We start from the raw sequence: 21,752 nt of genomic DNA on the forward strand, positions 1-21,752 counted from the left end.
CAGGCTCGCTCCCACACGAACAACGCCGGCCCCCTGTGGGAGCGAGTCTGCTCGCGATTGAAGGCCACACAATCTTGAGCTGCCCAACAAATCGTGTACAACTCACGATATTTAACTGGAACAATCCACCCTTTTTTTGAGAACATCCCGTACCCCATCATGACTGCAATGCGTCATGGGGTCGCAGAACGACGTCAATAGTCTAATTTTCACAAGCGCAATTCATCATGTAGTATGCCGCAGCGCGCACTACATAACGTTGGATCGATGTCTGCCGCAGGCACGCTCGCAACCCTGAAAGCCCTGTCATCAAGGCCTCAAAGCCGTTGATCGGTTCCATCCCGGCCGCCCGAAAGGGCATGTACCGGGGGAAGGGGTTTGTGGTTTAAATAGCCCGAGGCTTCATTGTCAATTTGAAGAAAAAGAAATAGCTGAGCAGAGTGAGGCAAGCAATGACTGACCACGTTCAAGTCGGTGGCCTTAAGGTCGCCAAAGTCCTGTTCGACTTCGTGAACAACGAAGCCATTCCCGGAACCGGCCTCACCGCCGAGCAGTTCTGGGCCGGTGCCGACAAGGTCATCCATGACCTGGCGCCGAAGAACAAAGCCCTACTCGCCAAACGCGATGACATCCAGGCCCGCATCGATGCCTGGCACCAGGAACGCGCAGGTACTGCGCACGACGCCGTGGCCTATAAGGCCTTCCTGCAAGACATCGGTTATCTGCTGCCAGAAGCGGCCGATTTCCAGGTCACGACGCAAAACGTCGATGAAGAAATCGCCCGCATGGCCGGCCCGCAACTGGTGGTGCCGGTGATGAATGCCCGTTTCGCGCTCAACGCCTCGAACGCCCGCTGGGGTTCGCTGTATGACGCGCTGTACGGCACCGACGCCATCAGCGAAGCGGATGGCGCGGAAAAAGGCAAAGGCTACAACAAGGTTCGCGGTGACAAGGTGATCGCCTTCGCCCGCGCCTTCCTCGACGAAGCGGCGCCATTGGCCGCCGGCTCTCATGTCGATGCCACCGGCTACACGATCGTCGACGGCAAACTGGTGGTCGCCCTCAAGGGCGGCAGCAACAGCGGCCTGCGCAACGACGCGCAGTTGATCGGTTTCCAGGGCGATGCCTCGGCGCCGATCGCGATCCTGCTGAAAAACAACGGCCTGCATTTCGAGATCCAGGTCGACGCCAGCACCCCGGTCGGCCAGACCGACGCCGCCGGTGTCAAAGACATCCTGATGGAAGCGGCGTTGACCACCATCATGGACTGCGAAGACTCCGTCGCCGCCGTCGATGCCGATGACAAGGTGGTGATCTACCGCAACTGGCTCGGCCTGATGAAGGGCGACCTGGCCGAAGAAGTCGCCAAGGGCGGCAAGACCTTCACCCGGACCATGAACGCTGACCGCACCTACACCGCAGTCGACGGCAGCGCACTGAGCCTGCATGGTCGCTCGCTGCTGTTCGTGCGCAACGTCGGCCACCTGATGACTATCGATGCCATCCTCGACAAGCAGGGCAACGAAGTTCCGGAGGGCATCCTCGACGGCCTGGTGACCAGCCTCGCCGCCCTGCACAACCTCAACGGCAACACCACGCGCCGCAACACCCGCACCGGTTCGGTCTACATCGTCAAACCGAAGATGCACGGCCCAGAAGAGGCCGCGTTCACCAACGAGCTGTTCGGACGCATCGAAGAAGTGCTCGGCCTGGCGCGCAACACCCTCAAGGTCGGGATCATGGACGAGGAGCGCCGTACCACGGTCAACCTCAAGGCTTGCATCCAGGCGGCGAGCGAGCGTGTGGTGTTCATCAACACCGGCTTCCTGGACCGTACCGGCGATGAAATCCATACCTCCATGGAAGCCGGCCCGATGGTGCGCAAGGCGGACATGAAGTCGGAAAAATGGATCGGCGCCTACGAGAACGCCAACGTCGACATCGGTTTGAGCACTGGCCTGCAAGGTCGCGCGCAGATCGGTAAAGGCATGTGGGCCATGCCCGACCTGATGGCGGCGATGCTCGAACAGAAAATCGCCCACCCACTGGCCGGCGCCAACACGGCCTGGGTTCCGTCGCCAACGGCGGCGGCGCTGCACGCGCTGCATTACCACAAGGTCGACGTGTTCGCCCGCCAGGCCGAACTGGCCAAGCGCGCGCCGGCGTCGGTGGACGACATCCTGACCATCCCGCTCGCGGTGAACCCGCAGTGGACAGCCGAACAGATCAGGAACGAACTGGACAACAACGCCCAGGGCATCCTCGGTTACGTGGTGCGCTGGATCGATCAAGGCGTGGGTTGCTCCAAGGTTCCGGACATCCACGACATCGGCCTGATGGAAGACCGCGCCACCCTGCGCATTTCCAGCCAGCACATCGCCAACTGGCTGCGCCACGGTATCGTCACCGAACCCCAGGTAATGGAAAGCCTCAAGCGCATGGCGCCGGTGGTTGATCGTCAGAACGCCAGCGACTCGCTGTATCGCCCGCTGGCGCCAGACTTCGACAGCAACATCGCCTTCCAGGCGGCGGTCGAACTGGTGATCGAAGGGACCAAGCAGCCGAACGGCTACACCGAGCCGGTCCTGCACCGTCGTCGTCGCGAGTTCAAGGCTGCCAATGGCCTGTAACTGAGCGCTGATGCCGCAAACGAAAAAGCCCTGATCGAAAGATCAGGGCTTTTTTTGTTCGCGATGGATAACCGATCAGGGCTCCATCCCCAGCTCATGCTTGACCAACGCCAGCAGTTTGCTGGAATCGATGGGTTTGAGCAGAAAATCCACCACGCTCAAATGCATGGCGGCGATGGCGTCCTTCACATCGGCATCACCGGAAACGATGATGAACGGCATGGCCGCCCGTACCGATTCGCGCACCTGACGGATCAGGTCGAGGCCATCGACATGCCCCATGCGCAGATCGGTGATCACCAGACCGATCGAGGGTTTTTCACTCAGCATCTTCAGCGCGGTTTCACCGCTGGCAGCGGTCATGCAACGAATGCCATCCAGACCGAGGATCTCCGACAACAGCTCGCGGGCGTCCTTATCGTCGTCGACGATCAGCACCCGTTGCGGCGGCAGGTCGGGCTCCAGCATGACGGCACTCAGCGCCTCGCGCTCGGCGTCACTCAAAATATCGTGGTCGGACATGGCTTTCTCTAAGTGATCAAATTCATTCCCTGCTCAGTGGTCAGACATCGCTAAGAAGACCTTCTAATGTGCACTTCGTCGGATTTTTTGCCTATAAGGGAAAGGATAGTTTTTTCCTGGGGATTAGTAGGGGTTTTCCTTTACTTCAAGCGTCGAGGCCCAACCTAGACTTACGTCCAATGGGCACTGCGCGCTCAGAAGCTGACCATGGCCGAGTCATCCGACAACAACAATTTTAAAAAAGACTGCGGTAATGGTTATGAGTAAAGCGGACGCCTTCACACAGGCAGGGAAAACCGCGGTGTTGCAGAACATCCAGGGCACCTTGCAATTCCTCCAGCGTTTCCCGCCCTTCAATCAGATGGAACATGCCCACCTGGCGTACCTGGTGGAACAGTGCCAGTTGCGTTTTTATGCGCCCGGCGAAAGCATCATCAAACCCGCCGACGGCCCGGTCGAGCATTTTTACATCGTGAAACAAGGCCGAGTGGTCGGCGAGCGCCCCCACAGCGCCAAGGGCGGCACCGAAACCACCTTCGAAATCACCACCGGCGAGTGCTTTCCCATCGCCGCGTTGCTCGGTGAACGCGCAACCCGTACCGAACACCTGGCGGCCGAAGACACCTTTTGCCTGCAACTGAACAAGCTCGCCTTCATCAAGCTGTTTGCGCTGTCCAACACCTTTCGCGACTTCGCCCTGCGCGGGGTCAGCAGCCTGCTGGACCAGGTCAACCAGCAAGTCCAGCAAAAAGCCGTGGAAACCCTCGGCACCCAATACTCGCTCAACACCCGCCTGGGCGAACTGGCCATGCGTCACCCCGTGACGTGCAGCCCCGACACGCCCCTGCGCGAGGCCGTGACCCTGATGCACGAACAGCAGGTCGGCAGCATCGTGGTCGTCGACGCCAACAAGGCGCCGCTGGGGATTTTCACCCTGCGCGATCTGCGCCAGGTCGTGGCAGGCGGCACCAATGACTTCAATGAAGTGATCGACCGGCACATGACCCGCGCGCCGTTTTTCCTGAGCCCGGACCATAGCGCCTTCGACGCGGCGATTGCCATGACCGAGCGGCACATCGCGCATGTCTGCCTGGTCAAGGATCAGCGCCTGTGTGGCGTGGTGTCGGAGCGGGACCTGTTCTCCCTGCAACGGGTCGACCTGGTGCACCTGGCCCGCACCATCCGCAGCGCCCAGCGGGTGGAAAACCTGGTGGCGCTGCGCGGCGAGATCGGTCAACTGGTGGAGCGCATGCTCGCCCACGGCGCCTCGTCGACCCAGATCACCCACATCATCACCCTGCTCAACGATCACACCGTGTGCAGGGTGATCGAACTGACGCTCGCCGAGAAAGGCGACCCGGGCATTGCGTTCAGCTGGTTGTGCTTCGGCAGCGAAGGCCGCCGCGAGCAGACGCTGCACACCGACCAGGACAACGGCATCCTGTTCGAAGCCCGCGACGCCGCCCACGCCGCCGAGATTCGCGGCAAGCTGCTGCCCATCGCGCAACACATCAACCAGAGCCTGGCGCTGTGCGGCTTCACCCTGTGCAAAGGCAAGATCATGGCCGGCAATCCCGAGCTGTGCCTGTCGCGCGCCGAGTGGGCGCGGCGCTTTGCGGCGTTCATCCGCGAGGCGACGCCGGAGAACCTGCTGGGCTCGAGCATCTACTTCGACCTGCGGGTGGTGTGGGGCGAGGAGCAAAGTTGTGAACAATTGCGCCGGGGCATTCTCGACCAGGTGGGAGACAACCGCCTGTTCCAGCGCATGATGGCCGAGAACGCCCTGCGCAACCGCCCGCCCGTAGGACGCTTCCGCGAGTTTGTCCTGGCGCGCAAGAACGGTGAGAAAGCCACGCTGGACCTGAAGGTCCAGGGGTTGACCCCCTTCGTCGACGGCGCCCGTCTGCTCGCGCTGGCCCATGGGATCGGCGCGAACAATACCCTGGAACGCTTTCGCCAACTGGTGGAAAAACAGGTGATCGAGCCACTGGACGGTGCGGCCTACGAAGAGGCGTATCACTTCATCCAGCAAACCCGAATGCAGCAACACCAATTGCAGACCCGGGAGAATCTGCCCTACTCCAACCGGGTCGATCCCGACAGCCTCAATCATCTGGACCGGCGGATCCTGCGTGAATCCCTGCGCCAGGCTCAGCGCCTGCAAAGCAGCCTTAGTTTGCGGTATCAGCTATGAGCCTGTTTTCATGGCTGCGCCCGACAGGCCCGATGTTATCCGGTGAGTTGCAGCAACGACTCAAGGACCTGCCCGTGACCAGCGAGCTAGGCGAGTGCAGCCTGCGCGAACAGCGCTGGGTGGTGCTGGACCTGGAAACCACCGGCCTGAACCTGAACAAGGATCGCGTGCTGTCGATCGGCGCCGTGGTGATCGAGGACGGCGCGATCGACTTCAGCCAGCAGTTCGAACGCACCCTGCAATGCGCCGACATGAAAGTCGCCCCCAGCGTGTTGATCCATGGCCTGGGCCCGAGCGCGATCGCCGCCGGCAGCGATCCGGCGCAAGCCCTGGTCGAATTCATGGAATTTGTCGGCGACAGTCCGATGCTGGCGTTTCATGCACCGTTCGACCAGCACATGCTGGGGCGCGCGCTGAAAGATCATCTGGGTTACAAGCTGCAACATGCGTTTCTGGATGTGGCAGAGATTGCCCCGCTGTTGTGCCCGCAGGCGCAGATTCGCGAGGCCGGGCTGGACGACTGGATCGACTGGTTCAAACTCCAGGTACAAGAGCGCCACCATGCCAGTGCCGATGCACTGGCCACCGCCGAACTGGCGCTGATCCTGTTCAGCCGGGCGCGCCAGCAACAGATCCACAGCCCGCTGAACCTGCAACAGCGCTTGAGCCAGTGGAAACGGCGGCAGAATTCGCCGTCGTTCTAGAGTTGTGGCGCTGTTTCGGCCGTCATCGCGAGCAGGCTCGCCCCCACAGGAATTGCAAGTGAACGTGGCTTCTGTGGATACGCTTGGCCCCTGTGGGAGCGAGCCTGCTCGCGATGAACGATAACGCGGCCGGAACCCTTCACATCACCTGACAAGTGGCCAATTGCTTACCTCTCACGCCTCTGACACAATCGCGAACAATTCTCGTTAGTTAACACTTCTTAATCGGTGATGCGGCGTGTCGTCAGTCCCCAGTCCTCAAGTTGAGCTCGTCGGTGCGTTATATCGCGACCATCGCGGTTGGTTGCTGGCCTGGCTTCGACGCAACGTCGCCTGCCCGCAACGGGCCGAGGACCTGAGCCAGGACACCTTCGTGCGTTTGCTGGGGCGCGATGAACTGAAGGAACCGCGCGAGCCCCGGGCGTTTCTGGTGGCCATCGCCAAGGGCCTGCTGTTCGACTATTTCCGGCGTGCCGCACTGGAGCAGGCCTACCTCACCGAGTTGATGCTGATTCCCGAAGACGAACAGCCTTCGCCTGAAGAACAGCAGATGATCCTCGAAGACCTGAAAAACATCGATCGCCTGCTCGGCAAACTGTCCAGCAAGGCCCGGGCGGCGTTTCTCTACAACCGGCTCGACGGTCTCGGCCATGCGGAAATCGCCCAGCGCCTGGGCGTATCGGTGCCAAGGGTTCGCCAATACCTGGCTCAGGGCATTCGTCAGTGCTACATCGCGCTGTACGGTGAGCCGGTATGACCCCGGTCAGCGCCAAACCGGTCTCGGCACAGGTGCTGGACGCGGCGATTGCCTGGCAGTTGTCGCTGGATTCGGCCAACCCGGTAGAACACGAAGAGTTCGCCAAATGGCACGCTGCCCACGAGGAGCACGCGCGCGCCTGGCGCCAGTTGGGCATGCTCGACCAGCGCTTCAGTGTGGCCAGCGGCCCGGCCCGCGCCGCGTTGCTGCAATCACGGGCGAGCATTCGTCGGCGGGTGCGAAAGCTGGGCAGTGGCCTGGCGAGCGTCGTCGCGGTGATTGGTTTGGCCCTGTTCGCGGGTGAGCGCTACTTGCCGGTGGACTACTGGCTCGCCGATCAGCGCACCGCCACCGGCGAACAGCGCACCCTGCGCCTGAGCGACGGCACCGTGATCAACCTCAACACCCACAGTGCCCTGGACGTGCGTTTCGACGCGAAGCAGCGTCGGGTGATTCTTCAGGACGGGGAAATCCTCGTCGAAACCGGCCACGGCGACGCCCGGCCGTTCATCGTCGAAACCCGCGAAGGCCGCATGCACGCACTGGGCACCCGCTTTCTGGTCAAACGCGAGGAGCAAGGCACGCGCCTGAGCGTGTTGAAATCCGCCGTCGCCGCCCGCCCTGAATCGAGTACTGACGAGCAGACCCTGCAGGAAGGCCAGCAAGTGCTGATGCGCAGCGACGGCCTGGGGCCTGTTGTCGCGCTCGGCGTCGGTGCCGACGCCTGGACACGCGGCATGCTGGTGGTGGACAACGCGCGCCTGGAAGACCTGGTGCATGAGCTCGGCCGCTATCGCCGCGGGCACCTTGGCGTGGCGCCGGAAGTCGCGGACCTGCGCATCACCGGCAGCTTCCCGTTGAACGACACCGACCTGGCCTTGAGCGCCCTGCTGCCAACCTTGCCGGTGCAGATCGAGCAGCACACGGCGTGGTGGGTGACGGTGGCGAAGGCGGATGTGAAGCCCTGAGTGATCGAGTGCCTGCACGGGCGCCATCGCTGGCAAGCCAGCTCCCACAGTGGCTGTGGGTGACCACAAGATTCATGTTCACTGGAGCTCCCTGTGGGAGCTGGCTTGCCAGCGATGGGGACATCAGCCACAGCCCAAAAACCGCTGAACAAAAATTATTTTCATCCAGCCCTATCACTTTTGAATTCTCGTCCGGCACCTAGGCAATTGAGAAGTATTATCTTTCAGGAGCCGCCGTATGTCCCGTTCGCTAGACACCTTGCTGCGCCCCAGTTTGCTGGCGGTCGCCATTGCCATTTGCACCCCTCTGGCCAGCAGCCAGCTGATCGCCGCTGAACAGGCGTCCAGCGTTCGCGCCTACAACCTGCCGGCCGCGCCATTGGCCAGCACCTTGAACCAGATCGCTAGCCAGTCCGGTGTGGCGTTGTCGCTGAATCCATCGCTGGCCGCCGGCAAGACCTCAGCCCCGGTCAGTGGCCAATTCGACGCCGTCGGCGCTCTGCGCGCAGCGTTGCGCGGCACCGGCCTGCAACTGGAGCAGAGCAGCACTGGCACCTACAGCTTGGTGGCTGCGCCTGAGGGTGTCATGGCGTTGCCGGAGACCGCGATCATCGGCGTGGAAAACACCGAAAGCGCCTGGGGCCCGGTGGACGGCTACGTCGCTACTCGCACGGCAGCCGGTACCAAAACCGACACGCCGATCGTCGAAGCGCCTCGCTCGATGTCCGTGATCACCCGTGCCCAGATGGAAGATCGCGGCGTGCAAAACCTCGATGACGCCGTACGTTACATGCCCGGTGTGATCGCCAGCAGCTATGGCAGCGACTCCCGTGCCGACTGGCTGCGCGTGCGCGGTTTCGAACCCACCCAGTTCCTCGATGGCCTGCCACTGCCGAAAGGCTCCTACGCCAACCCGAAGGCTGAAACCTGGGACCTGGAACGCATCACACTCCTGCGCGGGCCGGCTTCCTCGGTGTATGGCCAGACCCCACCAGGCGGCATGCTCGACATGGTCAGCCGCCGCCCCGACGCCATTGCCAGCCACGAAGTGCGCGCCGAAGTCGGCAGCAACAACCGCAAGCAGATCAACTTCGACAGCACCGGGAAAATCGATGACGAGGGGCAGTTCCTGTACCGCATCGATGGTGTGGTGCGTGACAGCGGGATGCCGATCGATCACACCGATGACAAGCGTTACAACCTGGCACCGAGCCTGACCTGGAACATCGACGACGACACGCACCTGACGTTCCTCTCTCAGTTCACTCGCGACGATACCGGGGTCAGCGGCCAGTTCCTGCCGCTGCAAGGCACCAAGCTGGCCTCTCCGGCAGGCGCAAAAATTTCCCACCACAAGAACCTGGGTGACCCGGACTCCGATCACTACGACCGGACCTATTACGCGCTGGGCTATGCCTTCGACCATCGCTTGAACGATGTCTGGCAGTTCAAGCAGAACCTGCGCTACACCAAAAGCGACCTCTCGTTCCAACAAGCCTATGCGTCGTTCGGTGACGTAGTGGCCCCTGATGGAACCCTCCGTCGTCTGGTCGACAAAGTCGATGAAGACATCAGCCAGTTCGCCGTGGACAACAACTTCCAGGCCGACTTCCAGACCGGTGCACTGAGCCATGTCGTCCTGTTGGGCCTGGACCACCAGCGGACCAATACCAACTACAAATGGCTGGAAGGCAACGCCCCGGACAGCAACGTGATCCATCCGATCCGTGGCGCGGACTTCTCCAATGTTTCGTACGCCACCTTCTATGACTACGACCAGAAGACCAACCAGACCGGCCTGTACGCCCAAGATCAAATCTCCCTGGACAAATGGCGCTTGACCCTGGGCGGTCGTGAAGACTGGATTCATTCCGCCACTCAGTTCAATAACCAGAATGATGCGACCAACACCCAGCGCGACAAGGCTTTCAGCGGCAACGCCGGCCTGAGCTACGTGTTCGATTCCGGTATCACTCCGTACATTTCCTACACCGAGTCGTTCCAGCCATCGATGGGCGCTGAGGCCAATGCAACCCGCTCGTTCAAGCCGACCGAAGGCAAGCAGACTGAAGTGGGTGTGAAATACCAGCCGCCGGGCAGCCGCACCTTGCTCACCGTAGCGGCGTTCGATTTGCGCCAGGAAAACGTGTCGGTATCGCAGAACAACGTCACCAGTCAGATTGGTGAATTGAAAGTGCGCGGCATTGAGCTCGAAGCCACCTCCGACGTCACCGACAACCTGAAACTGGTGGCGTCCTACACCTACACCGATACCGAGATCCTCAAAGGTGACGACAAGGGCAACCGGATGAAACTGGTGCCTCGCAATCAAGCCTCGCTGTGGTCCGATTACACTTGGCGCACCGGTGTCCTCGACGGCTTTGGCGTGGGTGCGGGCGTGCGTTACGTCGGCGATACCTATGGCAACACGGCCAACACCGCCAACGGCCATGTCGGCTCCTACACTGTTTACGACGCAGCCGTGCATTACGACTTGAGCCGCTTGAACCCGGCATTGGCAGGGATCTCCGTGGACGTCACCGCGAAGAACCTGTTCAACAAGGATTACTTGTCGACGTGCGACGGCACCTGGTGCTACTACGGCGACGAGCGCAACGTCATCGCGGGCGTGAACTACAAGTGGTAAACCACTGAGCGGTTCGCAACCACCCGAGGGTCACGGTGCAGCCGTGACCCTTTTGCATTTGGATGGGCTATGAAAAGCAAAACAATCCGCCGCTGGTCCTTTGTCCACACCTGGACCAGCCTGATCTGCACCGTCTTCCTGCTGATGCTGGCACTCACCGGCCTGCCGTTGATCTTTCATCACGAGATCGATCATCTGCTGGGCGATGCGCCGGAGTTGAAGGTGATGCCGGCCGACACCCCGCAGTTGAACCTGCAGCAACTGGTGCAGGCGGCGGAAAAACACCGTCCCGGCGAAGTCATGCAGTATTTCGGCTACGACGAAGACGAACCCAACGCCGCGATTGCGATCATGGCGGCCACGGCCGGCACCGGTCCCAACGAATCCCACACCTTCATGCTCGATGCCCGCACCGGCGAAGCGCTGGAGATGCCGTCGGCCAATGGCGGTTTCATGATGGTCATGCTGCGCCTGCACGTGGACATGTTCGCCGAGCTGCCGGGCAAGCTGTTGCTGGCGTTCATGGGCATTCTGTTCGTGGTGGCGATTGTCTCCGGCACGGTGCTGTACCTGCCGTTCATGCGCCGGCTGACATTCGCCACCGTGCGCCAGGACAAATCCACCCGCCTGCGCTGGCTGGACCTGCACAACCTGATCGGCGTCGTCACCCTGACCTGGGCGCTGGTGGTGGGAGTCACAGGTGTGATCAGCGCCTGCGCCGACCTGCTGATCGCCGCCTGGCGCAACGACACGCTCAACACGATGATCGCGCCCTACCGCGACGCCCCGCCGCTGACCCTGCGGGCGCCGGCCACGCACCTGCTCGACATCGCCCGGGACGCTGCGCCCGGCATGCGGCCGGACTTCATCGCCTTCCCCGGCACTCGCTTTTCCAGCGAGCACCATTACGCGGTGTTCATGAAAGGCAGTACGCACCTGACCTCGCACCTGCTGACACCGATCCTGATCGACGCCAGCGACCTGAAAGTGACGGCCGTGGTCGAGCGCCCCTGGTACATGGACGCCATGGGCATGTCGCAGCCGCTGCACTTCGGTGACTACGGCGGCATGCCGATGAAAATCCTCTGGGCCACCCTCGACGTGCTGACCATCATCGTGCTCGGCAGCGGCGTGTACCTGTGGATCGTGCGGCGCAAGGCGGCTAAACCGGCGCTGGAAAAACTCGAGAGCGCCACATGAAGCCCCGGCAATCGAACTTCTGGAAGGTCTTCGCCAGCCCGACCCTCATCGCCCTGCTCACGGCGGCGGGTTTGTTCGCCGCGTTGCTCGGCGATGGCGCCTGGGATGCATTGAGCTGGCTGGGGCTAGGGGTTCCGGCCATCTTTGCCCTGCGCGGTTTGCTGCAACGGCGCTGATCTGGCGTGGCCACCCCCTGTGAAAGCGAGCCTGCTCGCGATGCGGTGTATCAGCCGCTGTCCCTGTCACTGGCTAACCGCATCGCGAGCAGGCTCGCTCCCAGAGGTGTCCGGTATTCAAGCCCATGCCTCAACGCGCTATGCTGCCGGCACTGTCCCTCGACCGAGACGCTGCCATGTCCGCCCCAAGCATGACCCTCTATCACAACCCGTTGTCGCCCTTCGTTCGCAAAGTCATGGTGCTGTTGCACGAAACCGGTCAGCAGGACCGCGTCGCCCTGCAGAACTGCGTGCTCACGCCGGTCGATCCGGATCAGGCGCTGATCGACGACAATCCCCTGAGCAAGATCCCGGCCTTGCGCCTGGCCGACGGCAGCGTCATCCACGACAGCCGGGTGATCCTCGACTACCTCGACCACCAGCACGTCGGCAATCCACTGATCCCCCGTGAAGGCTCGGCCCGCTGGCGGCGCCTGACCCTGGCCTCGATGGCGGACGGGATCATGGACGCCGCCGTGCTGACCCGCTACGAAGTCGCCCTGCGTGCGCCGGAAAAGCACTGGGCCGAATGGCTCGACGGCCAACGCGACAAGATCCGCCGGGCCCTGGGCCTGCTGGAAAAGGACGCGATTGCCGAGCTGACCAGCCATTTCGATGTGGCGGCGATCAGCGTGGCCTGTGCCCTGGGTTACCTGGATCTGCGCCATCCGGACCTGGCGTGGCGCGACGCTAACCCGCAGTTGGCGGCGTGGTATTTCGAAGTGAGTCAGCGACCTTCGATGGTGGCGACGATGCCCAAGGTCTGACACTTCTTCGCCTGGGCGGGTCTCTTCGGGAGCAGGTCGAGTCGTCGCACCGTCGCTCCCGCCTTTGATTCCCGCTCGCAAATGCCCCACAGCGGGTCCACCGCAAACAACCCGCCAATCAGCGTCGCCAACCGCGCCCCCACCCGCTGATCCTCGCGCAACCCCAACGAACGGCTCATTTCACCTCTCCCAGATCGAACGCCAGCGGCTTGCCTGCCTTCTGCCCGACGCCATACCAGTCCAGTTTGCGCGTCAACACCATGAACACCCCGAGCACGCCGAACAGCAGCCCCGAGCCCATCAACAGCGCGTAGTCCTCGGCGCTCAACAAGCCATACAGCAAGCCATACAACGTCGTCAGCCCCGCCGAAAAACTCAAGCCGTGGCGCACGCTGCGCAGCACGTGGCAGACGTAGAACCCGATCAACGACACACAGGCACTGGCCGACAGCAGATACGCCGCGGCAAAGCCGATGTGTTCGGACAACGACAGCAATAACAGGTAGAAGAACGCCAGCGCCACGCCGACCAAGGCGTATTGCACCGGGTGCACCGCGAGGCTTTTCAGCACTTCGAACAGGAAGAAGCCGGCGAAGGTCAGGACGATGAACAACAGCGCGTATTTGATCGCCCGGTCGCTTTTCAGATACTGGTCCACCGGGTCGATGAAGCTCACGCCAAAGCTGCGCCCATTGAACGCCTCGCAGCTGCGTCGCAACACGCAATCATCCAGGGCTTCCTGCAGGTTGGTGGAGAAAAACGAGGTCTGCCATTCGGCGGAGAAACCCTGGTCGCTGATGTCGCGCCGGGCCGGCAGGTAGTTGCCGATGAAACTGGGGTGCGGCCAGTTGGCGGTCAACGATACCGTGCTGGTCTTGCCCACCGGCAGCACCTGCAACTGGCCGGTGCCTTGCAGTTTCAGGTCGAAGGCGAACGTCAGTTGCGTGGTTTGCCGGGCGTCCAGCGTCGGCAGCATCACATGGACGCCCTCACCCAGCCAGCCCACCTGGCTGCCGGGAACGAAGTCCAGGCGCTGGCCGCCGAGTTCGAGTTTCAAGGCGTTCTCGATGCCGCGAATGTCACTGATACCCACCGCCAGGAATGGCTGGTCGAACTGGTAATCGGCGAAGTCTTCCTTGATGCCCAGTTGGGCCGGCAACGAGAAATGGCCATTGATGCGGTTGTCGGCATGGAACAGGCGCGCCTGATAGATGCCACGGGCACGCAACTCGGTCTGCACCTGGCCATCGAGTTCGAAGCGTTCCGGCAGGAAGTACAAACGCCCCCGCTCCTCCCCGACTTCCTGGTAACGCTGGTTGGTCTTTTCGTTGAGCTTCCAGGTGCGCACCACCTTGCGGTAGGGCACCACCATCAACGGCCCGCTCAATTGCTGGCTGTAGCTGGAGCTGCGGGCGATGTCTTCCAGCACGCCATCGCGCAGTTGCTGACGCTCCTGGATCACGCCGTCGATCATCAACAACGGGATCAGCAACAACAGAATCAACAGGGCGATGGCCCCGAGTTTAAAGGTCAGATTGCGGTTCATGGGACTCTCCCTGTTTGGATGGAGAGAGTCTGGAATCGGTGTGTGGGGGCTTTGTGGGGGGAATATGGAGATTGTGTGGAGAATTGGCCGCCGTTATCGCGAGCAGGCTCGCTCCCCCATTGGAATGCGCTCTTCTGTGGGAGCGAGCCTGCTCGCGATACATCCACCCCAGTCCTAAGGCAGCCGCAAAATCACCGCCACCCCACCCTCGACATTGCCGATCCTCAAGCCGCCCCCATGCAACTTGGCCACTTCCTCAACAAAATTCAGCCCCAGCCCCGTGCTCTTGCGCCCACTGTCCGGACGCGGCAGGGAATAGAAGCGCTCGCTCAGGCGCGGCAGCGCATAGTCGGGAATCGCCTCGGCCTGGTTGAACAATTTGATCTCGACCTGCTCGCCCAGCCGTTCGGCGCTCAAGCGCAACACGCCCTGAGGCGGGGTGAAGTCCAGGGCGTTCTCCAACAGGTTCGCCAGCGCCTGGCGCAACAGAAACGGCTCGCCCATCAGCGCCAGGTCCCCGGCAATCGCCTGCTCCACGCGCAGCTGCTTGCCTTCGATGCGTGCAGCCTGCGCGCCCAGCAACTCATCGACCAGGCTCGCCAACGGCACCGCCACCCGTTCTTCCAGCCCTTGGCGCTGTTCGACCAGTGCCAGATTCAACAAGCGCTCGATCAACTGCTGCATGCGCGCGCTTTCGTTGTCGATGTTGCTGACAAAACGCTGCCGTTGCGCCATCGGCATCTCGCCCTGCAGCAACTCCGCGGCGCCGCGAATCGCCGCCAGCGGGCTTTTCAGTTCATGGGTCAGCGTATGCACGTAGCGCTCGACATAGGCCTTGCCTTCAAGCTGTGTGCGCATCTGCTCCACAGCGCTCGCCAGTTGCTCCAGCTCACCGCCACGATAATGCGGCACCTCGACCCGGCGGCCTTCGCTCACGGCCTGCGCATACGCGGTCAGGCGCCGCAGCGCCGCACTCAGCCACCACGACAGCAACGCCCCGAACAACAGGCCCAGGCCGATCAGCCCGGCGCCATAGGCCAGGAGCCGTCGCTCGGTGCGATCGACGTAGGGCTGCAGCGAACTGTTGGGCTTGGCCACGGTGACCACGCCGATGATCTGACCGTTATCGCGAATGGCGGCGCCCACGTGCATCACCGAAGAGCTGGCATCGTTCGGATCGCTGCGACTGGAGCGGGCACCGTATTCACCGCGCAGGGTCAGCAGCACGTCGTTCCAGCGCGAATAATCCTGGCCGACCGCGACGCCGCTGGAGTCCAGCACCACAATCCCCTTGGCGTCGGTGACGTAGATGCGGTGGTTGACCTGATTCTTCGGCAAGCCCCAGATGTTCGCCTTCGGTTGTCGTTCGCCATAGGCCTTGAGCAGTTGCGGCCAGCGATTCTGGTTGAGGGTGCCGGCCTTGAAATCGTCGCGCAGGATCTCGGCCATCAGGTTGGCCGTGTCGACCAGGGTTTCTTCGGTGGACTGGCGCACGCCGGGGCGGATTTCTTCCATCACGGTGCTGAGCACGAAATAGCCGGTCAGGCCGATGAACAGCACATAGACCAGGAAAATCCGCATCCCCAACGGCATCAGCTGTGCCCCGGGCTGTAGCTGTAGCCGAGCCCGCGATGGGTCTGGATCGGCTCGGCATCGGCCTTCACCCCACGCAACTTGGCACGCACACTCTTGATGTGGCTGTCGATGCTGCGCTCATAACCGGCGTCGGCGGCAACGCCCAGTGCGTCGAGCAACTGCTCGCGACTGAACACCCGTTCGGGCTGTTCCAGCAGACATTGCAGCAGGCGGAATTCGTGGCGGGTCAGGGTCAGCCACTGGCTGCGATAGCTGATCTGCACCCGTTCGCTATCGATACGGAACAAGGCCGACGACGGCTCGGCCTCCACGCGCGGCGCCATGCGCTTGAGAATCGCCCGGACCCTCGCCGTCACCTCTCGGGGGCTGAAAGGCTTGACCACGTAATCGTCGGCGCCGATCTCCAGGCCCACGACCCGGTCGATTTCGGCGTCCCGGGCACTGAGGAAAATCACCGGGACTTCGCTGAAGCGCCGCAGCTGCTTGCAGGTTTCAAAGCCGGTGATGTCAGGCAGCCCGATGTCGAGAATGATCAGGTCAGCCGGCGTCTGCCGCTGATGCGCCAGCGCGTCGGCGCCCAGGCTCAGCCACGTCGTGCTGAAGCCTTCGCCCTGCAGGGCAAAAATCAGCGTATCGGCAATCGCCGCTTCGTCTTCGACAATCAGGATGTGAGGCATGGCGTCCGAGCCCGGCAATGGAGTGGGCGAACGGTGACGCAAGCCTCACATCCCGTCAATCGGGCGACGGGAAATCAGCAGTCCGGTTTGTCGGCGGTAAAGCGCCGTGCCGGATTCACCGCCGCGCCAAACTCGCGAAGGGCCTTGGCACCGATCAGCAACGGGTAATTGAAGCTGCTGCGGTCGGTGAGGTTGACCTCGACGGTGCGCTTGACGTTGCCCAGGCACAGTTCCAGATCGACCACCGGGCGCTTGGTCGGCGCCGCCACTTCTTCGTCGTCGTCCTCTTCGGAGCGGGTCTTGATCTTGCTGATGCGCGCGATCTTGTGCTCGTAGACCTTGTTGCTCGCATCCTTGGTGGCGAGGCGGAAGCGCACCCACTCCTCGCCATCCCGGGTGAAGGTCTCGATGTCTTTTGCCGACAGGGAAGCGGTCAGCGCGCCGGTGTCCATTTTCGCCTTGAGCACTTCACCGCCGATTTCCGGCAGCGCGATGTATTCGTATCGGCCATAAAGGGTGGGCTCGGCGGCCATGACCGGTAGGGCAACGACGGCCAAAATTGCAAGTAAAGATTTCACGTGACGGTTGTCCTTGAAAGAAGTGGCAGCGGGATTTTAGACCGTCAGTTGGCTAATCGTTCGTTCTTCAGATCGCATCGCGAGCAGGCTCGCTCCCACATTGGAACGCTGACTCCTTTGAGAACGAGCCTGCTCGCGAGGGGCTTGGTGCCTGACGATGTATTCGAGCTTGACGCCGGTCAGGTGAAACATTTGTAACCTCGCATTTGGCCTGCCACCCGAACCTGCTTATCATGGCCCGCCCAAACGCTTTCAAGAGTTGCCTATGCGCCGCCTGCTCACCGGCTGTTTCGTCGCCCTGCTGCTGTTGCTCAACACCCTGGTCCTGATCGGACCGTTAATGGTGTTTGCCCTGCTCAAGCTGGTCTTGCCGGGTCGTTTTCGCGATTACGCTTCCTGGTCGGTGATGTGGATCGCCGAGACCTGGTCGGAAATCGACAAGCTGATCTTCCGCCTGTGCATCCCCACCCAGTGGGACATTCGTGGCGGCGACGACCTGCGGCGCGACACCTCGTACCTGGTGATCAGCAACCATCAATCCTGGGTCGACATTCCGGCGCTGATCCAGACGCTCAACCGGCGCACACCGTTTTTCAAATTCTTCCTCAAGAAAGAACTGATCTGGGTACCGTTCCTCGGGCTGGCGTGGTGGGCGCTGGATTACCCGTTCATGAAACGCTACACCAAGGCCTTTCTGGCGAAAAACCCGGAGCTGGCGGGCAAGGACCTGGAGATCACCAAGGCTGCGTGCGAACTGTTCAAACGCCAACCGGTGACGGTGGTGAATTACCTGGAAGGCACCCGCTACACCCTGGCGAAAAGCACCCAGCAGCAATCACCGTTCAGCCATCTGCTCAAGCCCAAGGCCGGCGGCGTGGCCTTCGTGCTGGCGGCGATGGGCGAACAGCTGGATGCCATTCTCGACGTGACGGTGGTGTACCCGCAGGCGAAGATTCCGGGTTTCTGGGATTTGATCAGCGGCAATGTGCCGAGGGTCATCATCGATATCCATACCCGTGAACTCGACCCGGCGCTGTGGCAGGGCGATTACGAAAACGATCCGCAGTTTCGCGAAACGGTGCAGAACTGGGTCAACCAGCTCTGGACCGAGAAGGACCAGCGCATCGCCGCCTTGCGTGCCGAGCGCCGCTGAATCAGCTGCCGGTGCCCCAGATACCGCCCAGGCTTTGCAGCAGCGAACCGCCGACGCCCTGTTGACCGAGGTACTGCAGGATCACCGGGGCAAACTGGCCGATCATGCCGCTGTCCATCCCCAGGGCGCTGAAGGCGTTGTTCAGGTCATTGGTGTCCTTGACGTTGCCCAGGGCATTGTCCAGGCCGGCGGCCTTGCCATTGGAGCCCAGCAGGCTGGCGAGCGCGCCCAACTCACCGCCACCCGAGAGTTTGTCGATACCGGGCACGCTCTTGGCCAGCTCGGCGTAATCGGTGGTGCTCAGCTGATTCTTGGCCAAACCCAACATCGCCCCGGTGCCGCCGACGGCTTGTTGCGGCGTCACGTCCAACTGGCTGAGCGCCCCCAGCAGATCCGCCGTCTCCGAGGTCGGCGCCGCCTTGGTGGCGGCGTTGTCGCCCTTCATGCCCGCGATGGCATTGGCCGCGTCGCCCAAACTGAATTGCGCAAAGACCGGACTGGCGGCCAGTGTCATGAGCGATGCCAGTACAAAACCGCGTGAAACCTTCATCCAGACACCCTCAATGAAAAACCGCCCGGGAATGGGCGGCCAAAACTGCTTGTTGGACTGGTAACCCCAGGCATTGTTCCTCGTCCGCCGTCGCGGCGATCAACGGTGATGCCGGGGCGGGATGTTCTGCGGTGTTCTGTCGCCCATCGTCGGAACGCCGCCCGGAGCCGGCTCGCTCCCACCGGGTTTCAGGGTGTTAAGCCAATAGGCTGGGCAGCGTCAGTGAATCCCTGGCTTCCGCCGCCGTCATCACCATGGACCTCGCCGACCGGGAAACCGGCCCCGGCCGCAACACCCTGCTGGGCATTGCGCAAATCGTCATGCTGGCGGAAGTCTCGGTGAACCGCGCACTGGACCAACTCGACCCGGGCGATTGATGGGGCCCTGTAGGAGCGAGCTCGCTCGCGAAAAACGTGTGATCGCCGCGGGGTATCAGTCAGCCAGCGTCATCGTTTACGACCATCGCGAGCAAGCTCGCTCCTGCAGTTGATCGACGGTCGGACTATCAGATCTGCCAGTTGGCAAATTTCGACCATGCCATCTCGCCCGCTGTCCGGGCACAAAGCAAAACTCAACTCGCTCAAGGCTGAGGAAATTGGCAGGCAAGTTTCGGAAACCAACCGACGACCGACCTGACGACCAAAAAAAAGGGCGACCTCAGTCGCCCTTTTCGTTCTGCGCAGATCCCTACGCCGCACTGAACAGCTTGTGCGGATCAATCACGAATTTCTTCGGCACACCGGCATCGAACTCGCCGTAACCTTCCGGCGCCTGATCGAGGCTGATGACCTGCACGCCCACCACTTCGGCGATGTTGATACGGTCCCACATGATCGCCTGCATCAGCTGGCGGTTGTACTTCATCACCGGGGTCTGGCCGGTGTGGAAGCTGTGGGACTTGGCCCAGCCCAGACCGAAGCGGATGCTCAGGCTGCCCATCTTCGCGGCGGCGTCGACAGCGCCTGGGTCCTCGGTGACATACAGGCCAGGGATACCGATTTTGCCGGCCACCCGCACCACGCCCATCAGCGAGTTGAGCACGGTCGCCGGCGCTTCGTGTTTCACGCCGTCATGGCCGTGGCCACGGGCTTCGAAGCCCACGCAATCCACCGCGCAATCCACTTCCGGTTCGCCCAGCAATGCGGCGATCTGTTCGTGCAGCGGTGCGTCTTTCGACAGGTCGACGACTTCAAAACCCTGGGCCTTGGCGTGCGCCAGGCGAATGGTGTTGACGTCACCGATGATCACCACGGCGGCCCCCAGCAGGCGCGCCGAAGCGGCGGCCGCCAGACCCACCGGACCGGCACCGGCGATGTACACGGTACTGCCTGGGCCGACACCGGCCGTCACGGCACCGTGGTAACCGGTGGGCAGGATGTCGGAGAGGCAGGTCAGGTCACGGATTTTCTCCATGGCCTTGTCGCGGTCCGGCAGTTTCAGCAGGTTGAAGTCGGCGTAAGGCACCAGCACGTATTCGGCCTGGCCACCGGTCCAGTCGCCCATGTCGACGTAACCGTAGGCGCCACCGGCACGGGCCGGGTTGACGGTCAGGCACACGCCGGTGTGTTGCTCCTTGCAGGAACGGCAGCGCCCGCAAGCCACGTTGAACGGAACCGACACCAGGTCGCCGATTTTCAGGTTCTCGACGTCGCTGCCCTTCTCGATCACTTCACCGGTGATTTCATGGCCCAGGACCAGGCCGGTTTGAGCGGTCGTACGGCCACGCACCATGTGCTGGTCAGAGCCGCAGATGTTAGTGGAGACGACTTTCAAAATGACCCCGTGCTCGATCTTGCGACCGCGCGGGTCCTGCATTTTCGGATAGTCGATTTTCTGTACTTCGACCTTGCCAGCGCCGAGATACACCACACCACGATTGCCAGACATGCTTTCACCTCGCTGTTGTTTTTATGGAACCGCGTTGCCCAGGCAGGCAGCGCGTTAAGTGCTCGGGTACAGATGCTGTTTCTTGTGTTGCTTTCAAGGACCCCATCGCTGGCAAGCCAGCTCCCACAGAGTTTTGTGATGTTCACAAATTCTGTGTTCAACCCAGCCCACTGTGGGAGCTGGCTTGCCAGCGATAGCGATCTAAAGAACGACCGTTCTGTTGGCGTTGAGAAACACCCTGCGTTCAATGTGATAACCCACGGCTCGCGCCAACGTCAGCCCTTCGATGTCCCGCCCCTTCGCGATCAGGTCCTCCGGGTAATGACTGTGATCCACCACTTCCACGCCCTGGGCGATGATCGGGCCTTCGTCCAGGTCGTTGTTGATGTAGTGCGCCGTCGCGCCGACCAGTTTCACGCCTTTGTTGTAGGCCTGGTGGTACGGCTTCGCCCCCTTGAAACCCGGCAGCAGCGAGTGGTGGATGTTGATCGCCTTGCCATCGAGCTTGCGGCACAGCTCCGGCGACAGCACCTGCATGTAGCGCGCGAGAATCACCAGTTCGGCACCGGCCTCCTCGATCACCTGCAACACCTGGCGCTCCTGGGACGGCTTGTCGCTGGGGTCCAGCGGGAAATGGTAGTACGGAATCTGGTGCCAGTCGGCCAACGGCTTGAGATCCGGATGGTTGGACACCACCGCCGCCACATCCATCGACAACTGGCCGATGCGCTGGCGGTAGAGCAGGTCGTTGAGGCAGTGATCGGCCTTGGAGACCATGATCACCACTTTCGGCCGGTAGTGCGGCGCCGTCAGCTCGAAGACCATGCCAAAGGATTCACCGCGCTCGGCCAAGCCGGCGCGGAACGACTGCTCGTCGAAGCCGTCGGGCTGGCGAAATTCCACACGAATGAAGAAGCGGCCCGAGAGCCGGTCATCGAAGGAATGGTGCTCGGTCACGTAGCAGCCCTGCTCGAACAGAAAGCGGGTCACCGCGTCCACGGTGCCGAGTACGCTGGGGCAGTCGGCGGTGAGGATCCATGTGTCTGGGGCGCGGCTCATAGCGGGTGACTCCTGAAACATTGATAGTCGATGCGCCCTCCTGTGGGAGCGGGCTTGCTCGCGAATGCGGTGGGTCAGTTGGCATAAAGGCGACTGACCCAC

The 21,752-nt window shown here is 62.0% G+C and carries 19 protein-coding genes and 1 pseudogene; 11 read left to right on the plus strand and 9 right to left on the minus strand.

Annotated elements, in window-relative coordinates; translation table 11 throughout:
• Positions 1 to 452: 452 nt before the first annotated feature.
• Positions 453 to 2,630, plus strand: coding sequence for a malate synthase G (locus QIW53_RS21160; protein WP_371051555.1), 2,178 nt, complete (start codon positions 453 to 455; stop codon positions 2,628 to 2,630).
• Positions 2,631 to 2,705: 75 nt separating this feature from the next.
• Here the strand turns inward: QIW53_RS21160 and QIW53_RS21165 are convergent, their stop codons facing one another.
• Positions 2,706 to 3,152: a response regulator gene (locus QIW53_RS21165; RefSeq protein WP_371051556.1), complete on the minus strand. Its 447-nt coding sequence runs from the start codon at positions 3,150 to 3,152 to the stop codon at positions 2,706 to 2,708.
• Positions 3,153 to 3,405: 253 nt separating this feature from the next.
• Here QIW53_RS21165 and QIW53_RS21170 point away from each other — a divergent pair, with 253 nt between their 5' ends.
• The 8 genes from QIW53_RS21170 (at position 3,406) to QIW53_RS21205 (ending at position 12,604) form a co-directional block, all read left to right on the plus strand.
• Complete coding sequence (locus tag QIW53_RS21170) at positions 3,406 to 5,346, plus strand: putative nucleotidyltransferase substrate binding domain-containing protein (RefSeq protein WP_371051557.1); 1,941 nt, start codon at positions 3,406 to 3,408, stop codon at positions 5,344 to 5,346.
• On the plus strand, positions 5,343 to 6,050 hold the full coding sequence (locus tag QIW53_RS21175; RefSeq protein ID WP_371051558.1) for a 3'-5' exonuclease: 708 nt from the start codon (positions 5,343 to 5,345) through the stop codon (positions 6,048 to 6,050). Before QIW53_RS21170 ends, QIW53_RS21175 begins: the two co-directional genes overlap by 4 nt.
• A 238-nt stretch (positions 6,051 to 6,288) precedes the next feature.
• Positions 6,289 to 6,807 carry an RNA polymerase sigma factor gene (locus QIW53_RS21180; protein ID WP_371051559.1) on the plus strand — a complete coding sequence of 173 codons (519 nt, stop codon included), beginning with the start codon at positions 6,289 to 6,291 and terminating at the stop codon, positions 6,805 to 6,807.
• Positions 6,804 to 7,775, plus strand: a complete 972-nt coding sequence (locus tag QIW53_RS21185) for a FecR domain-containing protein (RefSeq protein WP_371051560.1) — start codon at positions 6,804 to 6,806, stop codon at positions 7,773 to 7,775. The genes QIW53_RS21180 and QIW53_RS21185 overlap by 4 nt, the downstream gene beginning before the upstream one ends.
• 238 nt (positions 7,776 to 8,013) lie before the next feature.
• On the plus strand, positions 8,014 to 10,422 hold the full coding sequence (locus QIW53_RS21190) for a TonB-dependent siderophore receptor (RefSeq protein ID WP_371051561.1): 2,409 nt from the start codon (positions 8,014 to 8,016) through the stop codon (positions 10,420 to 10,422).
• Positions 10,423 to 10,491: 69 nt separating this feature from the next.
• Entirely contained in the window at positions 10,492 to 11,622 is a 1,131-nt protein-coding gene (locus QIW53_RS21195) for a PepSY-associated TM helix domain-containing protein (RefSeq protein ID WP_371051562.1), read from the plus strand.
• Entirely contained in the window at positions 11,619 to 11,798 is a 180-nt protein-coding gene (locus QIW53_RS21200) for a hypothetical protein (protein WP_371051563.1), read from the plus strand. Before QIW53_RS21195 ends, QIW53_RS21200 begins: the two co-directional genes overlap by 4 nt.
• Positions 11,799 to 11,974: 176 nt before the next feature.
• Complete coding sequence (locus QIW53_RS21205; RefSeq protein ID WP_371051564.1) at positions 11,975 to 12,604, plus strand: glutathione S-transferase; 630 nt, start codon at positions 11,975 to 11,977, stop codon at positions 12,602 to 12,604.
• On the opposite strand, the gene QIW53_RS21210 is transcribed toward QIW53_RS21205, so the two are convergent.
• The 5 genes from QIW53_RS21210 to rloA2 all read right to left on the minus strand — a co-directional run bounded on the left by QIW53_RS21210 (position 12,565) and on the right by rloA2 (position 17,001).
• Positions 12,565 to 12,783: a hypothetical protein gene (locus QIW53_RS21210; protein WP_192307378.1), complete on the minus strand. Its 219-nt coding sequence runs from the start codon at positions 12,781 to 12,783 to the stop codon at positions 12,565 to 12,567. The genes QIW53_RS21205 and QIW53_RS21210 overlap by 40 nt on opposite strands.
• Positions 12,780 to 14,150, minus strand: a complete 1,371-nt coding sequence (creD, locus tag QIW53_RS21215; protein WP_371051565.1) for a cell envelope integrity protein CreD — start codon at positions 14,148 to 14,150, stop codon at positions 12,780 to 12,782. The genes QIW53_RS21210 and creD overlap by 4 nt, the downstream gene beginning before the upstream one ends.
• A 174-nt stretch (positions 14,151 to 14,324) precedes the next feature.
• Positions 14,325 to 15,743 carry a two-component system sensor histidine kinase CreC gene (gene creC, locus QIW53_RS21220; RefSeq protein ID WP_371051566.1) on the minus strand — a complete coding sequence of 473 codons (1,419 nt, stop codon included), beginning with the start codon at positions 15,741 to 15,743 and terminating at the stop codon, positions 14,325 to 14,327.
• A complete protein-coding gene (creB, locus tag QIW53_RS21225) occupies positions 15,743 to 16,423 on the minus strand; it encodes a two-component system response regulator CreB (protein ID WP_192306626.1) in 681 nt (226 codons plus the stop codon). Before creB ends, creC begins: the two co-directional genes overlap by 1 nt.
• Before the next feature lie 74 nt (positions 16,424 to 16,497).
• Positions 16,498 to 17,001, minus strand: a complete 504-nt coding sequence (gene rloA2, locus QIW53_RS21230; RefSeq protein WP_192306628.1) for a retropepsin-like aspartic peptidase RloA2 — start codon at positions 16,999 to 17,001, stop codon at positions 16,498 to 16,500.
• 265 nt (positions 17,002 to 17,266) lie between these two features.
• On the opposite strand from rloA2, the gene QIW53_RS21235 reads away from it, so the two are divergent.
• Positions 17,267 to 18,154: an acyltransferase gene (locus QIW53_RS21235; protein ID WP_201191789.1), complete on the plus strand. Its 888-nt coding sequence runs from the start codon at positions 17,267 to 17,269 to the stop codon at positions 18,152 to 18,154.
• Position 18,155: 1 nt separating this feature from the next.
• On the opposite strand, the gene QIW53_RS21240 is transcribed toward QIW53_RS21235, so the two are convergent.
• A complete protein-coding gene (locus QIW53_RS21240; protein WP_201191787.1) occupies positions 18,156 to 18,704 on the minus strand; it encodes a DUF2780 domain-containing protein in 549 nt (182 codons plus the stop codon).
• Positions 18,705 to 18,913: 209 nt separating this feature from the next.
• Here QIW53_RS21240 and QIW53_RS21245 point away from each other — a divergent pair.
• Positions 18,914 to 19,081, plus strand: a pseudogene (locus tag QIW53_RS21245) (DUF6124 family protein); the annotation flags it as partial.
• 310 nt (positions 19,082 to 19,391) lie between these two features.
• Here the strand turns inward: QIW53_RS21245 and fdhA are convergent.
• Positions 19,392 to 20,591, minus strand: coding sequence for a formaldehyde dehydrogenase, glutathione-independent (fdhA, locus tag QIW53_RS21250; RefSeq protein WP_077046871.1), 1,200 nt, complete (start codon positions 20,589 to 20,591; stop codon positions 19,392 to 19,394).
• A 201-nt stretch (positions 20,592 to 20,792) separates the two neighbouring features.
• A complete protein-coding gene (purU, locus tag QIW53_RS21255) occupies positions 20,793 to 21,650 on the minus strand; it encodes a formyltetrahydrofolate deformylase (RefSeq protein WP_371051567.1) in 858 nt (285 codons plus the stop codon).
• Between the last annotated feature and the right edge of the window lie 102 nt (positions 21,651 to 21,752).

It is taken from the genome of Pseudomonas fluorescens (assembly GCF_041354075.1).
GTDB classification, from domain to species: Bacteria; Pseudomonadota; Gammaproteobacteria; order Pseudomonadales; family Pseudomonadaceae; genus Aquipseudomonas; species Aquipseudomonas fluorescens_CE.

Excerpts from the sequence above, each read along its gene's own strand:
- QIW53_RS21160 (WP_371051555.1), top strand. The coding sequence starts at position 453 with ATGACTGACCACGTTCAAGTCGGTGGCCTTAAGGTCGCCAAAGTCCTG.
- QIW53_RS21165 (WP_371051556.1), bottom strand. The coding sequence starts at position 3,152 with ATGTCCGACCACGATATTTTGAGTGACGCCGAGCGCGAGGCGCTGAGT.
- QIW53_RS21170 (WP_371051557.1), top strand. The coding sequence starts at position 3,406 with ATGGTTATGAGTAAAGCGGACGCCTTCACACAGGCAGGGAAAACCGCG.
- QIW53_RS21175 (WP_371051558.1), top strand. The coding sequence starts at position 5,343 with ATGAGCCTGTTTTCATGGCTGCGCCCGACAGGCCCGATGTTATCCGGT.
- QIW53_RS21185 (WP_371051560.1), top strand. The coding sequence starts at position 6,804 with ATGACCCCGGTCAGCGCCAAACCGGTCTCGGCACAGGTGCTGGACGCG.
- QIW53_RS21190 (WP_371051561.1), top strand. The coding sequence starts at position 8,014 with ATGTCCCGTTCGCTAGACACCTTGCTGCGCCCCAGTTTGCTGGCGGTC.
- QIW53_RS21195 (WP_371051562.1), top strand. The coding sequence starts at position 10,492 with ATGAAAAGCAAAACAATCCGCCGCTGGTCCTTTGTCCACACCTGGACC.
- QIW53_RS21200 (WP_371051563.1), top strand. The coding sequence starts at position 11,619 with ATGAAGCCCCGGCAATCGAACTTCTGGAAGGTCTTCGCCAGCCCGACC.
- QIW53_RS21205 (WP_371051564.1), top strand. The coding sequence starts at position 11,975 with ATGTCCGCCCCAAGCATGACCCTCTATCACAACCCGTTGTCGCCCTTC.
- QIW53_RS21210 (WP_192307378.1), bottom strand. The coding sequence starts at position 12,783 with ATGAGCCGTTCGTTGGGGTTGCGCGAGGATCAGCGGGTGGGGGCGCGG.
- creD (WP_371051565.1), bottom strand. The coding sequence starts at position 14,150 with ATGAACCGCAATCTGACCTTTAAACTCGGGGCCATCGCCCTGTTGATT.
- creC (WP_371051566.1), bottom strand. The coding sequence starts at position 15,743 with ATGCCGTTGGGGATGCGGATTTTCCTGGTCTATGTGCTGTTCATCGGC.
- creB (WP_192306626.1), bottom strand. The coding sequence starts at position 16,423 with ATGCCTCACATCCTGATTGTCGAAGACGAAGCGGCGATTGCCGATACG.
- QIW53_RS21235 (WP_201191789.1), top strand. The coding sequence starts at position 17,267 with ATGCGCCGCCTGCTCACCGGCTGTTTCGTCGCCCTGCTGCTGTTGCTC.
- QIW53_RS21240 (WP_201191787.1), bottom strand. The coding sequence starts at position 18,704 with ATGAAGGTTTCACGCGGTTTTGTACTGGCATCGCTCATGACACTGGCC.
- fdhA (WP_077046871.1), bottom strand. The coding sequence starts at position 20,591 with ATGTCTGGCAATCGTGGTGTGGTGTATCTCGGCGCTGGCAAGGTCGAA.
- purU (WP_371051567.1), bottom strand. The coding sequence starts at position 21,650 with ATGAGCCGCGCCCCAGACACATGGATCCTCACCGCCGACTGCCCCAGC.